Below are 13,054 nucleotides of genomic sequence, written 5' to 3' on the forward strand. Positions count from 1 at the left end.
GTCTCAACACAGTGCGCGCCCGGAGGGATTCGAACCCCCAACCTTCTGATCCGTAGTCAGATGCTCTATCCGTTGAGCTACGGGCGCCAGGCCAAACGGCCAGAGATCAGATTACATGATCTCTGGCCGTCTGGCGAATCGGGTCACGCCGCATGCGACGCGACGAGACTCACAGGGGGCGGATGTCCGCTGCCTGCGGGCCCTTGGTGCCCTCGACGATCTCGAACTCGACTGCCTGAGCCTCTTCGAGGGTCTTGAAGCCGTTGGACTGGATCTGGCTGTAGTGAGCGAACAGATCCTTGCCGCCGTCGTCCGGAGCGATGAAGCCGAAGCCCTTGCCGGAGTCGAACCACTTGACGGTGCCGGTTGCCATATTTCCTTCAATCAATGCAATGCAGCCAGGGGCTGCGTTCAGAAGAGCAGAACAAGATCCGTCCTGCGCCTTCATCAGCGTAGCGCGACATGGGGTTGCTCCGCTGAGAAAGTTCTGGCCGACCATCAGGGAGGCGGCACTGGGCGCGTGTCGACACACCGGTGGTGCTCGCCATGTACCCCACCTAGGGTGAACCGCATGACCTCACGAACGCGTTCTCTCGTTGGCCCGCTGGTCGCCGCTGCGGCCGCCGCTGCACTCCTTGCCGCCTGCGCGGGCGGCACTCCTGACCCCACCCGCACCCCTGAGCCCGTCGCGACGACGGCACCAGCCGTCACCGACGAGGGCACCCCGACCCCCGAGCCGCTCGAGACGGACGCGCCCGCCGCGTCGGAGAGCGCCGACGCGGAATCCCTCGCGGAGGACGCCTGGGAGGCGGTGCTCGCGCACTTCGGCGGCGAGGTGCCCGCCTCGTCGCCACTGTCGGCGGTCATCGCCACCGAGGACATCTCGGCGGACACCATCCGAGTCCATGTCGACGACGAACTCACGGACGCGGACCGGGAGGAGGTCGCGCGGCTCACCTTCGAGCTCGGCGCTGCCGATGACCAGGCCCTGCGCAGCGTCGTGGTGCGCGACGCGACCGGCGTCGACTCGGATCACGAGCGGTAGCCGCAGACGGTCACGGCTGTACCACGACCATGGGCGAGCGTGGACGCACGCCCGAGCGCCAACGCGAAGAAGGCCCCGACATGCAGTTGAGCACTGCAGCTGTCGGGGCCTTCCAGCCGGTGGAGACGGAGGGATTTGAACCCTCGGTCCCCTATTGGGGACTCCACCTTAGCAGGGTGGTGCACTCGGCCGGACTATGCGACGTCTCCTCGGCCAGCTCGCTGGCAGGCCGACGGCAACTCTACCAAAGAGCTACGCGGTCTCGTGACGCGGGTGGCCGCGCCGTGCCCTCAGCTGCCGAAGGGCACGACGCACGACTGCTGCGACGCATCCTGGCCCACGACGTCCTCGAGGCCCGTCGTCGGCGTGGGCGTCGGCTCCGCGCCCGGCGCCTCCGTCGGCAGCGGCGTCTCGGTGGCCACCGGGGCCTCCGCGCCCTCCTCACCGGGCGTCGGCGCGGGCGTCTCGTTCGTCGAGCCGATGCCCAGCGAATCCTCGCCCAGCTCGATCGGCAGGTCGAGGCGGATGCGTCGCATCAGCTCGTCCGCGGCCTCCTCATCGGGGTAGACGCGGTTGCCCTCGAGCACGTTCGGGTAGAGCACGAACTGCATGGTGTCGAGAGGGATGTCGGCGAGCACGCGCGCCATCGACACCATCGTGCCGACGTTGGCCATGCCCGAGGAGAGCGTCATGTTGTCGAGCGCGACCTGCGAGATCGCGTACAGCCGCGTGAAGTCGGTGAGCACCGCATCCGACTGCAGCGTGCGCACGAGGGAGGAGAGGAAGACCTGCTGCGAGGAGATGCGCGCGAGGTCGGAGCCGTCACCGACGCCGTGGCGGGAGCGCAGGAACTGCAGCGCCTGCTCGCCCTCGAGCTCGTGCGTGCCCGCCTCCTCGATCTGCAGGCCGGTCCACGGGTCGTCGATGGGGCCGGCGAAGCACACCGGCACGCCGCCGACCGCCGTCGACATGCTGATGACCCCCTGGAAGGTGATCATCGCGGCGTAGGGCACCTCGAGGCCGGTCATGTCGCTGACCACCTCGGCCACGCACGAGAGCCCGCCGCGCGCCAGTGCCTGGTTGAACTGCACGTCAGACTCCGCCGGCGCCGTCTCGCCCGTCTCGGGATCCTCGCAGGCGGGGAAGTCGACGACGAGGTCGCGCGGGATCGACACGACGCGCGCCTGCTGGTGGTCGTCGCTGACGTGCATGAGCATCGTCACGTCGTTGAGGCGCCCTCCCTCATACTCAGCCTCGCCGAAGTCGGCGCCTTGGCCCTCGCGCTGGTCGGAGCCGACGAGCAGGATCGTGAACCCGCCCTCGTAGGGCGCGAAGCCCGCCTGCGCGGGCGGCACGTCGGAGCCGAGGTCGACGGTCGCGATGCCGGTCGAGAGCCGCAGCACCGAGACGCCCACGACGCCCACGACGGCGACGAGCACGACCGAGAGCCCGAGGCCGACCCACCGCAGCAGGTGGGCGAGGCCCGAGTGGCGGCGCAGCCGCCCATGACGGGGCGCCATCGACGACGTGTCGACGACGCTCGACGCGCGCTCAGCGCTCACGCGCCACCTCCTCCTGCGATCGGCCGGGCATCAAGGGCGGAGGGCGTGGGATTCGAACCCACGAGGCATCGCTGCCCACCGGTTTTCAAGACCGGCTCCATCGGCCGCTCGGACAGCCCTCCAAGCCCGGGCCGCTGGGGGCGGTCAGGCCTCGGGCGATTCTACGGTGCGATCGGATGCGCCGCCTACGCGCCGGCCGTCACCGGGCGATGGCAGGCGGTGCAGCACGCGCTGCAGCCGCTCAGCTGCCGGCTGCGAGCCCCTCGAGCAGCACCGCGAGCCCGTCGTCCTCGACCGACGCGGTCACCTCGTTGGCGGCGCGCTTGACCTCGTCGGGCGCCTGCCCCATCGCGACCGCGCGGCCACTGCCGGCCACGACCCACTGGAACATGTCGATGTCGTTGCGGCCGTCGCCGACGACGACCATGCGCTCGCGGGTGTAGCCGAGCGCATCCGCCACCCGCTCGAGCCCGGTGGCCTTGTTCACGCCGTCGGGCGCGATGTCGAGCCACGACGAGTAGCCGATGGCGTAGGAGACCTTGTGCAGGCCCATCGACTCGACGATCTCCAGGAAGTCGTCGACCTGGTGATCGGGGCTCATCACGACGACGCGCATCGCCCGCGTCTCGAGCAGCTGCTCGAACTCGACCTGCTCGGCCTGGTCGAGGTTCCAGTCGAGCATGCCGTTGGTGTAGCGGCGGTGGCCCGAGGCATCCTCGACCATGAAGGAGCCCGTCGGCAGCCCCTGCGCGATCGTGCGCAGCGCGGGCGCCGGGTCGAAGGTCTCCACGTGGATCGCCTCGTACTCGCTGCCGCGCCGCTCGAGCACGAGGGCGCCGTTCGCCGCGACCAGGTGGCTGGGCTCGAGTCCCAGGCGCTCCGCCGTCGACTCGGTCGTCGCCTGCGAGCGGCCCGTGGCGAGCACGATCGTGTGGCCGGCGTCGATGACCGCGCGCACCGCATCCGCCACCCTGGGCGAGAGCGAGTCGTCCTCGCGCACGATGGTGCCGTCGATGTCGAGCCCGATCAGGAGCGGCTGCGTCATGCTCGCGCGCCGGTCGCGATGGGCTCCATGACCTCCAGGCCACCCAGGTAGGGCCGCAGCGCCTCCGGCACGCGCACCGAGCCGTCGGGCTGCTGGTGGGTCTCGAGGATCGCGACGAGCCAGCGGGTGGTCGCCGCGGTGCCGTTCAGTGTCGCGACCGGTGCGGTGCGCCCGCTCTCGGTGCGATAGCGGGTGGCGAGCCGACGCGACTGGAAGGTCGTGCAGTTCGAGGTCGAGGTGAGCTCGCGGTACTGCTGCTGCGAGGGGATCCACGCCTCGATGTCGAACTTGCGCGCCGCCGACGAGCCGAGATCGCCCGCGGCCACGTCGATGACGCGGTAGTCGAGCTCGCACGCCTGCAGCATGCGCTCCTGCAGCGCGCGCAGGCGGTCGTGCTCGGCCTCCGCATCCTCAGGCTGCACGTAGGAGAACATCTCGAGCTTGTTGAACTGGTGCACGCGCAGGATGCCCCGGGTGTCACGGCCGGCGCTGCCCGCCTCGCGGCGGTAGCAGGTCGACCAGCCGGCGTAGCGCAGCGGCTGCTCGAGGTCGACGATCTCGTCGGCGTGGAAGCCAGCGAGCGCCACCTCGGAGGTGCCGGTGAGGTAGAGGTCGTCGGCCGGCAGGTGGTAGACCTCGGCCGCGTGCTCGCCGAGGAAGCCGGTGCCCTGCATGATCTCCGGCCGCACGAGCGTCGGCGTCGTGAGCGGCGTGAAGCCGTCGGCGAGCACCTCGTCGAGCCCCATGAGCATGAGCGCGAGCTCGAGCCGCATGCCGATGCCGGTCAGGTAGTAGAAGCGCGTGCCCGCGACCTTGGCGCCGCGCGCCAGGTCGAAGGCGCGCAGCCCCTCCCCCAGCTCCACGTGGTCGCGCGCCTCGAAGTCGAAGGCGCGCTCCTGCCCGTGCGTGCTGAGCGTGACGAAGTTCTCCTCGCCGCCGGCGGGCACGTCGGGGTGCACGATGTTGCCGATCCTCGAGACGGATGCGTCGAACGCGGCCTCGGCGTCGGTCACGCGCGACTGCGCGTCCTTGACGCCGGCGGCCAGCGACTTCCCGTGCTCGATGAGCGCCGGGCGCTCCTCCTTCGCCGCCTTGCCGACGAGCTTCGCGTGCGCGTTCTGCTCGGCACGCAGTGTCTCGAACTCGGTGATGGCGGCGCGGCGGGCGCTCTCGGCGGCGAGCGCCTCGTCGACGTGCTCCACCGGGTCGCCGCGGCGCTCCTGGCTTGCCTTGACGAGGTCGGGCTGCTCGCGCAGCAGCTGGGGATCGATCACCGCTCCAGTCTACGAGCGCGCAGGTGACGTGCCGCTCGGAGCGGGTGCGCCTCAACTGCTCCGAGCCGATTCGCGCACCCGTTCTGCACCGGCGCAGGCGAGTGCTCGGGTTCGGCGGGGCTGACGGCGATACGGTGACCGCCATGCGAGCAGGCATCGTCTACAACCCGGTCAAGCTGTCGCGCGACGATCTCGCGCCACAGGTCGAGACCGCGCAACCCCTCGAGTGGTCCGAGCCCCTGTGGTTCGAGACCGGCGCAGAGGACGGTGGTGACGCGGCCGTTCGCGAGGCGCTCGACGCCGGTGTCGACCTGCTGATCGTGGCCGGCGGCGACGGCACGGTGCGCAAGGGCGCCGACCTCGTCACAGGCTCTGGAGTGCCGCTCGCGATCATCCCGGCCGGCACCGGCAACCTGCTGGCGCGCAACCTCGGTATCGATGTCACGAACCTGCGGAACGCCGTGCGCACCGCCTTCGACGGCGAGGAGCGCGAGATCGACCTGGGCGAGCTCGAGATCGAGGCCCCCGACGGCGGGCGCTCGCGTCACGCCTTCGCGGTCATGGTCGGCTTCGGCCTCGACGCCGAGATGATCGACGCCACCGACGACGAGCTGAAGAAGAAGGTCGGATGGCTCGCCTACGTCGACGCCGCAGGTCGCGTGATCTCGTCGCTCGACACGGTGCGGGTGCAGGTGCGCATGGACGGTGCGCGCACCCGACGCCAGACGGTCAACACGATGGTGATCGGCAACTGCGGCACCGTCACGAACGGCATCGTGCTGCTGCCCGACGCGGCGATCGACGACGGCATGCTCGACATCGCGCTCATTCGGCCCAAGGGCGTGCGCGGCTGGCTGCAGGTGGGCGGCTACATCGCGCGCAACAACCTCATCGTCACGAAGCTGCTGCGCAAGCGCGGGCACCTCGGGCGCCAGCGCACGGGCCCGGCGCTCGGCTACGGGCAGGCACGCGAGACGACCGCGCGCCTCGACGAGCCCAGGGTGGTGCAGGTCGACGGCGATGTGGTCGGCAAGGCCATCGCGCTGCGAGCCACGATCCGACAGGATGCGCTGCAGGTGCGCGTGCCGAAGAAGCGCACGCTCCTCGGGCCGGCGGTCTGACCACCGCGCGGCGATCTGCCAGCAGCGCTCAGGCGCTCGGCTCGCCGCCGATCAGGCCGCGCAGCCAGTCGCGGGCTTCCTCGAAGGACGCATCGGTGTAGCGACGCTCCACCTCGGCGCGATGTCCGTCGGCGCGCGGGTACGAGCCGAGGAACGTCACCTTCGGCGAGAAGCGCTTGAGGCCGAGCAGCGCATCCGCCACCCGCTCGTCGCGGATGTGCCCGTCGGCGTCCATGACGAAGCGGTAGCGCCCGAGCCGGTCGCCGATCGGGCGCGACTGGATGAGCGAGAGGTTGACGCCGCGGGTCGCGAACTGCTCGAGCATGTCGAGCAGCACGCCGGGCTCGTCGCTCGGCAGCTCGACCACGAGGCTGGTCTTGTCGGCGCCGGTCGGCTCGCCGGGCGCACCCGCGCGACCGACGAACAGGAACCGGGTCACCGCATCCGCGTTGTCACCGATGCGGTCGGCGAGCACGTCGAGCCCATCGACCCAGTGGCCGATCGTCGGCGTCGACAGGGCTGCCTGCGCGGGCCCGCTGCCGAGATCGGCGGCGGCGGTCACGTTGGATGCGGCGGGCAGGTGCGCGCGGCCGGGCAGCTCGCGCTGCAGCCACTCGCTGCACTGCGCCCAGGCCACCGGGTGGGCCGCGACGACCCGGATGTCGTCGAGCCGCGTGCCCTCGAGCGCGACGAGCGAGAAGTTCACGCTCACGACGTGCTCGGAGATGATGCGGAGGCCCGGGATCGCCGCGAGCGCATCCTGCGCAGCCGTCACGCCGCCCTCGATCGAGTTCTCGATCGCGATCATCGCGGCGTCGGAGCGACCCTCGGCGACGGCGGTGAGCGCTTCTGCGACGTTCGCGACCGGCACCCGCTCTGCACCCTCGAGCCCGGTGACCTGCTCGAGCGCGGCCTCGGTGAAGGTGCCGCGGGGGCCGAGGAAGGTGACGACGCGCGGCTGGCTCATGCCTCTGAGCCTACGTTCTGCACGACGCAAGCCCTCGCGCCGCGGATCGCGCGTCGAGAGGAGCCTGGAGCCATCAGCCGGGCAGCGGATGCTCAGGGCTTGCGTCGTGCGCGCGCTCCTCGTGCGCGCGTGCCCGGTCGGCCGCAGTGCTGTGAGCGGTCAGCCCGCAGTGCTTTGATGGGGCCATGAGCAGAGCCGGCACCGTCGCCCAGCCCCAGGACCTCATCGACGCGCGCGCCCTCGAGCGCGCCTACTTCGAGCTCGTGCCCGACGTGTCGAATCCCGATCAGGCCGTCGCGTTCGGCACCAGCGGGCACCGCGGCAGCGCCTTCGACACCGCGTTCAACGAGGCGCACATCCTCGCCATCACGCAGGCGATCGTCGAGTATCGCGCCGCGCAGGGCACGACCGGCCCGCTCTTCATCGGCCGCGATACGCACGCGCTGTCGCTGCCCGCCGAGCGCACCGCGCTCGAGGTGCTGGTGGGCAACGGCGTGCGGGTGATGGCGGATGCGCGGGGCTCGGTCACGCCGACCCCGGCGGTGTCGCGCGCGATCCTCGCCTACAACCAGGACGCATCCGCCACCCCCGGCTCGAACGAGGGGCTCGCCGACGGCATCGTCGTCACCCCCTCGCACAACCCGCCGCGCGACGGCGGCTTCAAGTACAACCCGCCGCACGGCGGGCCGGCCGACTCCGACGCGACCGGCTGGATCGCGAAGCGCGCGAACGAGCTGATCGCCGGAGGGCTCGAGGGCGTGCGCCGGGTCGCGATCGAGGGTTCGAGCGACTCGCGCGTCGAGCTCTACGACTTCCGCGACGAGTACGTGCACGCGCTCGGCCGCGTCATCGACTTCGAGGCGATCAAGGCTGCGGGGCTGCACATCGGCGCCGATCCGCTCGGCGGCGCGGCGGTGGAGTACTACGGTGCGATCGCCGAGCGCTACGGGATCGACCTGACCGTCACGAACCCGACCGTGGATGCGACCTGGTCGTTCATGACGCTCGACTGGGACGAGAAGATCCGCATGGACTGCTCGAGCCCGCACGCGATGGCCTCGGTGCTCGCGCGCCGCGACGAGTTCGACATCCTGACCGGCAACGACGCCGACGCCGACCGGCACGGCATCGTCACGCCCGACGGCGGCCTCATGAACCCGAACCACTTCCTGGCGGTCGCCATCGAGTACCTCTACGCGCACCGACCCGGGTGGCGCGCCGACGCCGCGATCGGCAAGACGCTCGTGTCGTCGTCGATGATCGACCGGGTGGCGGATGCCCTCGGTCGGCGGCTCTGGGAGGTGCCGGTCGGCTTCAAGTGGTTCGTGCCGGGGCTCATCGACGGCTCCGTCGCGTTCGGCGGCGAGGAGAGCGCGGGAGCATCGTTCCTGCAGCACGACGGCACGGTCTGGACGACGGACAAGGACGGCATCCTGCTGTGCCTGCTGGCGTCCGAGATCCGCGCGGTGACCGGCAAGAGCCCCTCGCAGCTGTACGGCGAGCTGACGGAGCGCTTCGGCGCCCCGGTGTACGAGCGAGTGGACGCGCCGGCGACGCGCGAGCAGAAGGCGCGCCTCGGGAAGCTCACGGGCGACGCGGTCTCGGCGACCGAGCTCGCTGGCGACCCGATCGTGGCGAAGCTGACGGAGGCGCCGGGCAACGGCGCGGCGATCGGCGGGCTCAAGGTCGTCACGGAGCGCGCGTGGTTCGCGGCGCGACCCTCTGGCACGGAGGACGTGTACAAGATCTACGCGGAGTCCTTCGTGGGCGCCGACCACCTGCGCCAGGTGCAGGCGGAGGCGAAGCAGATCGTCGACGCGGCGCTCGCCGGCTAGCCGGCCGGTACGCCCGCGGGCTGAGCCGCTCCCCCCGCACCCCGCCGGCCGAGCCGGTCCGCCCGCCCCCCGCAGGGCTGACCGTGTCGAAGCCCAGCCGTCAGTGGCCCGCCCTAGCCTCGCACCATGAGCGAGCCCTTCGAGTTCCGAGCCACCGATGCCGACCTCGAGCGGCTGCGCAGCCGACTCGACAGCAGCGTCGTGCCACTGTCGACCCCCGGCGCGGGCGGCATCCCGATGCCGACCCTGCAGCGCCTGCTCGACCGGTGGCGCGACAGCTTCGACTGGCGAGCGGTCGAGCAGCGCCTGTTCGCCCACGAGCACCGCATCACCACGATCGACGGCACTCTCATCCACTACGTGCACCTGCGCGGCGGCGCGCCCGGCCGCCTGCCGATCGTGCTCAGCCACGGCTGGCCCTACAGCTTCGCCGAGATGCTGCCGCTCGCCGAGGCGCTGCGGGGCGAGCTCGACGTTGTGGTCCCGTCGCTGCCCGGCCACGCATGGTCCGAACCGCTGGGCGAGCCCTACACCTCTGAGGCAGTCGCACGCCTCTGGCGGTCGCTCATGGTTGACGAGCTCGGCTACGCGCGCTTCCTCACCTACGGCGAGGACGTCGGGACCGCGGTGAGCGACTGGCTCGCGGGCGCGCACGCGGATGCGGTGGCCGGCCTGATCGCGACGCATGCGTCGTTCGGCGTGCGCGATCGCGGCGAGCACCTGGACGAGGCGGAGGCCGCGTTCTTCGATGCGATCGCCGTGGCCGAGCGCGCGACCGGTGGCTACGCCCACCAGCAGGGCAGCCGGCCCGACACCACTGCGGCCGCGCTGCTCGACTCCCCCATCGGCCTGCTCGCCTGGGTGGGCGAGAAGCTGCTCGAGTGGTCGGGCGACGAGGGCCTGGAGGATGACACGGTCCTAACGACCGTCACGCTCTACTGGCTCACCCGGTCGATCGGCACGTCCTTCCGGCCCTACAGCGACCCCGGCGAGACGCCGCATCCACTCGTCGAGGTGCCGACCGCGGTCCGCGTGCAGCGGCGCGAGCGCGACTACCCCCGTTCCCTCGCCGAGCGCAGCTATCGCGACCTGCGCTCCTTCTCGCTGCTGGAGCGCGGCGGCCACTTCCCCGCGCTCGAGACGCCCGCCGAGGTGGCAGCGGCTGTGCTGGAGCTCGAGGAGCAGGTCCGCCCCGCCGCGTGAACGACCGGCGCCTCCCAGCATCCAGTGGCGCCTCCCAGCCGTCAGTGGCGGCTCCCAGCGCTAAGTGGCGCCTCCCAACGCTGAGTGGCGCCTCCCAGCGCTGAGTGGCGCCTCCCAACGCTGAGTGGCGCCTCCCGACGTCCAGTGGCGCCTCCCAACGCTCAGTGGCGGCTCCCGGCGTTCAGTGGCGGCTCCCGGCGTTCAGTGGCGGCTCCCGGCATCCAGTGGCGGCTCCCGACTCGTGGAAGGAACGACCGCGACCTGAGCAGGGTGCTTCTGCCCAGCGATTCCATCACCGCGAGCGGCAGTGCGTCACCCGAAGCGCCACTCAACCACCGGGGGCGCCACTCGACCACCGGAAGCGCCACTCAAGCACCGGAGGCGCCACTCAACCACCGGAAGCGCCACTCGACCACGGGAAGCGCCAGTGGATCGCCGGGGGCACCACTCGACCGCTGCGAGCGGGCCGTGCGGAGGTCTAGGGCGCGAACGAATCCGTGACGATCCGCACGTCGGGGCCGAGCGCATCCGTCACGAGATCGATGCCCGAGTCGACCGTCAGCTGGTCGCGCCAGGCCGATCGGGTAATCGGCTCGGCAGCGTCGACCAGCGGGTGCAGCTGCAGGTTGCGGCGGTTCGCCCACTGCTGGTTGGCGAGCTGCGCCGGCGTCAGGTCGAAGTGCATGTAGATCGGCACGGCAGCCGGGTCGACGACCTCGACCTCGCCGCCCGGCGCACCCACCAACTCGAACTGCGCCACCGCGCTCACGACCCGAGGGATCGCCATCTGCGTCGTCACCGAGTTGCCCAGCGAGTAGTAGACGAAGCCGCGACTGCCGTCCTCCCGCTCGAGCCACTCGGCCTCCTGCAGCACGTGCGGATGCGTGCCGAGGATCACGTCGGCACCGAGGTCGACGAGCCGCTGCGCCTGCTCGCGCTGGCGATCGTTCACGACGCTCGAGTACTCGTCGCCCCAGTGCACGGCGACGATCGTCGCGTCGGCGGTCTCCTGCGCCTGGGCGAGCTGCTCGTCGACGAGCGGGTCGTCGAGCCACGTCACCGCGATGTCGTTCGTGGGCGTGTTCGACAGGTCGACGAAGTTGAGGAACGCGACGCTGAGCCCGTCGACCTCGGTCGTCGGCACCGCCGCTCGCTCCTCCGCCGAGCGGAAGGCTCCGTGAATCAAGAGCGGATCGAGCTCGTCCCACACCGCGAGGGTGCGGTCGATGCCCTCCTGGCCGCGGTCGAAGGTGTGGTTGTTGCCGAGGCCGATCGTGTTGCAGCCGGCGTCGGCGATCCCCTCGGCGAACTCCACCGGCGCGTTGAAGGCCGGGAAGTAGGTGAGGCCGAGCTCCACCCCGCCGCTCGGCGCCTCCTGGTTGCAGTAGACGAGATCGCTGTCGGCCCAGATCGGGCGCGCCGCATCCCAGAAGTGCCCGTACTCGTACGTGCCGTCGGCCTGCAGCGCATCCGCCGTCACCGAGTCGTGCGGCAGGATGTCGCCCATCGCGCTCACCGACACCGAGGCGTCCTCGGGCGTCGGGCTCGGGCTCGGGGTGGCGGATGCGACGACCCCGTCACCGGGGTCGGTGGCGCTCGGCGTCGGGTCGAGCGCGCCCTGCTGGCACCCGGTCAGCAGCAGCGCACCCGCCGCCAGTCCGGCGACGAGCAGCCGCCGCATCAGGAGCTGGCCATGATCGCGTAGATGACGAGCAGGATGACGATCGCGACGACCGTCCAGACCCAGTCGCCCGCGGTGCGCTGACCGCCGCCGCCGCTCGAGCGGTGCGAGCTGCTCGAGCCGCCCCAGCTCCAACTGCTCGAGCTGCTGCGGCCGCTCGAGCGACCGAACGAGCCGCCGCCTCCCGACCGCGAGCCCCCGCCGAAGAAGCTGCGCGAGCCGCCCCCGCTGCTCTTGAAGCCGCCACCGCCGCCTCGGAACCCACCGCCGCCGCTGCTGCGGCCGATCTTCGCCATGGCATCAGCGTATGCGGAGCGAGCGGGCGCGCGCTCCCCTTCTGGCCAAGATCTCGCGCTCGCGCGCGCAAGCCGCTACTGGCCGTAGTCCGGCGCGGCCCCCGCCCCGAGGTACTCCTCGTAGGTCGCCGCCCCCTGCGCGTGCATGGCGGCGCTCGTCTCCGCCCCGATGAAGCGCAGGTGCCACGGCTCGTAGTGGTAGCCGGTGATGCCCTGGAGCCCATCGGGGTAGCGCACGATGAACCCGTGCTCCCAGGCGTGCTCGGCGATCCACCGACCGGCCGGTGTGCTGCCGAAGCAGACGTCGAGGCGGCACGCCCCGCCCGTGCCGACGACGTCGACCGCGAGGCCCGTCTGGTGCTCGCTGTGCCCGGGCCGGGCGCTCGTGGTGTCGGCGACCGCCTGCCCGTGCTGGGCGACGTAGCCGTCGTAGAGCGACGACTGCCGCGCGTGGCTGCGGTAGGAGGAGAAGACGTGCACGCCCTCGCCGATGTCGGCGAGCATCGCCGCCGAGAGCTGCTCGAGCGCGGCATCGGCCTCTGGTCGCACGAGCTCGTCGCCGTCCTGCGCGATGGACACCGAGACGAGCTGCGGCTGGTAGTCGGCCGGCTGCAGCGGCGTGCGCTTGTTGACGAGCACCTGCAGGCTGGCGGCCGACGCGACATCGGCCGCGGGCGCCGGCGCTGCGGTCGGCGTGGGAGTCGGAGTCGGAGTCGGGGTGGGTGTCGAGGTCGCGACCGGTGCCGGGCCCGCCGAGGGCGTCGGGCTCGCGACAGGCGTCTCCGAGGCGGCCGCGCTGGTGCTCGGCACCGGTGACACCGCGGGCGCGCATCCGGTCACGGCGAGCGCAGCGACGACCGCCGTGATCACGCCGCCCAGGATCACTGGCCGCTGCTGGACTCGACGCCGCTGCTCTCTTCGCACGGGTCAAGCCTCCCACGGCCACGCGTGTCACGCCGGATCGTGCCATACTTGCTGGGCCCGAGACCGTTCGTCCGGCTAATGACTTTGCAAGAAGAGGAACC

General features: G+C 71.4%; 12 protein-coding genes and 3 tRNA genes. 4 read left to right on the forward strand and 11 right to left on the reverse strand.

Annotation, left to right across the window (positions count from 1 at the left end; all coding sequences use genetic code 11):
• Positions 1-14 precede the first annotated feature (14 nt).
• A tRNA-Arg gene (locus tag BQ6202_RS10520) sits at positions 15-87 on the reverse strand.
• An 82-nt stretch (positions 88-169) separates the two neighbouring features.
• Entirely contained in the window at positions 170-373 is a 204-nt protein-coding gene (locus tag BQ6202_RS10525) for a cold-shock protein (RefSeq protein WP_072314408.1), read from the reverse strand.
• 198 nt (positions 374-571) lie between these two features.
• Here BQ6202_RS10525 and BQ6202_RS10530 point away from each other — a divergent pair, with 198 nt between their 5' ends.
• Positions 572-1,045, forward strand: coding sequence for a hypothetical protein (locus tag BQ6202_RS10530; protein ID WP_072314409.1), 474 nt, complete (start codon positions 572-574; stop codon positions 1,043-1,045).
• Positions 1,046-1,165: 120 nt separating this feature from the next.
• Here BQ6202_RS10530 and BQ6202_RS10535 read toward each other — a convergent pair.
• From BQ6202_RS10535 to serS, 5 genes are all read right to left on the reverse strand, one after another.
• A tRNA-Ser gene (locus tag BQ6202_RS10535) sits at positions 1,166-1,254 on the reverse strand.
• A gap of 81 nt (positions 1,255-1,335) precedes the next feature.
• Complete coding sequence (locus tag BQ6202_RS10540) at positions 1,336-2,607, reverse strand: LCP family protein (protein ID WP_083587202.1); 1,272 nt, start codon at positions 2,605-2,607, stop codon at positions 1,336-1,338.
• A gap of 37 nt (positions 2,608-2,644) precedes the next feature.
• Positions 2,645-2,729 (reverse strand) — tRNA-Ser (locus BQ6202_RS10545).
• Between the two features lie 119 nt (positions 2,730-2,848).
• Positions 2,849-3,652: an HAD family hydrolase gene (locus tag BQ6202_RS10550; protein ID WP_072314410.1), complete on the reverse strand. Its 804-nt coding sequence runs from the start codon at positions 3,650-3,652 to the stop codon at positions 2,849-2,851.
• Positions 3,649-4,926: a serine--tRNA ligase gene (gene serS / locus BQ6202_RS10555; RefSeq protein ID WP_072314411.1), complete on the reverse strand. Its 1,278-nt coding sequence runs from the start codon at positions 4,924-4,926 to the stop codon at positions 3,649-3,651. The genes BQ6202_RS10550 and serS overlap by 4 nt, the downstream gene beginning before the upstream one ends.
• Before the next feature lie 143 nt (positions 4,927-5,069).
• Here serS and BQ6202_RS10560 point away from each other — a divergent pair, with 143 nt between their 5' ends.
• Entirely contained in the window at positions 5,070-6,047 is a 978-nt protein-coding gene (locus tag BQ6202_RS10560) for a diacylglycerol/lipid kinase family protein (protein ID WP_072314412.1), read from the forward strand.
• Positions 6,048-6,075: 28 nt separating this feature from the next.
• Here the strand turns inward: BQ6202_RS10560 and pheA are convergent, their stop codons facing one another.
• Positions 6,076-7,014 carry a prephenate dehydratase gene (gene pheA / locus BQ6202_RS10565; RefSeq protein WP_072314413.1) on the reverse strand — a complete coding sequence of 313 codons (939 nt, stop codon included), beginning with the start codon at positions 7,012-7,014 and terminating at the stop codon, positions 6,076-6,078.
• A 185-nt stretch (positions 7,015-7,199) separates the two neighbouring features.
• Here pheA and pgm point away from each other — a divergent pair, with 185 nt between their 5' ends.
• Both pgm and BQ6202_RS10575 read left to right on the forward strand, forming a co-directional pair.
• A complete protein-coding gene (gene pgm / locus BQ6202_RS10570; protein ID WP_072314414.1) occupies positions 7,200-8,849 on the forward strand; it encodes a phosphoglucomutase (alpha-D-glucose-1,6-bisphosphate-dependent) in 1,650 nt (549 codons plus the stop codon).
• A gap of 126 nt (positions 8,850-8,975) precedes the next feature.
• Positions 8,976-10,052 carry an epoxide hydrolase family protein gene (locus BQ6202_RS10575; RefSeq protein ID WP_072314415.1) on the forward strand — a complete coding sequence of 359 codons (1,077 nt, stop codon included), beginning with the start codon at positions 8,976-8,978 and terminating at the stop codon, positions 10,050-10,052.
• Positions 10,053-10,530: 478 nt separating this feature from the next.
• Here BQ6202_RS10575 and BQ6202_RS10580 read toward each other — a convergent pair whose 3' ends face one another.
• From BQ6202_RS10580 to BQ6202_RS10590, 3 genes are all read right to left on the reverse strand, one after another.
• Positions 10,531-11,733 (reverse strand): CapA family protein, encoded by a 1,203-nt coding sequence (locus BQ6202_RS10580; protein WP_072314416.1) that lies wholly within the window; start codon positions 11,731-11,733, stop codon positions 10,531-10,533.
• Positions 11,733-12,029, reverse strand: a complete 297-nt coding sequence (locus BQ6202_RS10585; RefSeq protein ID WP_072314417.1) for a hypothetical protein — start codon at positions 12,027-12,029, stop codon at positions 11,733-11,735. Before BQ6202_RS10585 ends, BQ6202_RS10580 begins: the two co-directional genes overlap by 1 nt.
• Positions 12,030-12,104: 75 nt before the next feature.
• Positions 12,105-12,899 carry a M15 family metallopeptidase gene (locus tag BQ6202_RS10590; protein WP_234946193.1) on the reverse strand — a complete coding sequence of 265 codons (795 nt, stop codon included), beginning with the start codon at positions 12,897-12,899 and terminating at the stop codon, positions 12,105-12,107.
• Positions 12,900-13,054 lie beyond the last annotated feature (155 nt).

The organism is Agrococcus sp. Marseille-P2731 (assembly GCF_900117395.1).
Classification (GTDB): domain Bacteria; phylum Actinomycetota; class Actinomycetes; order Actinomycetales; family Microbacteriaceae; genus Agrococcus.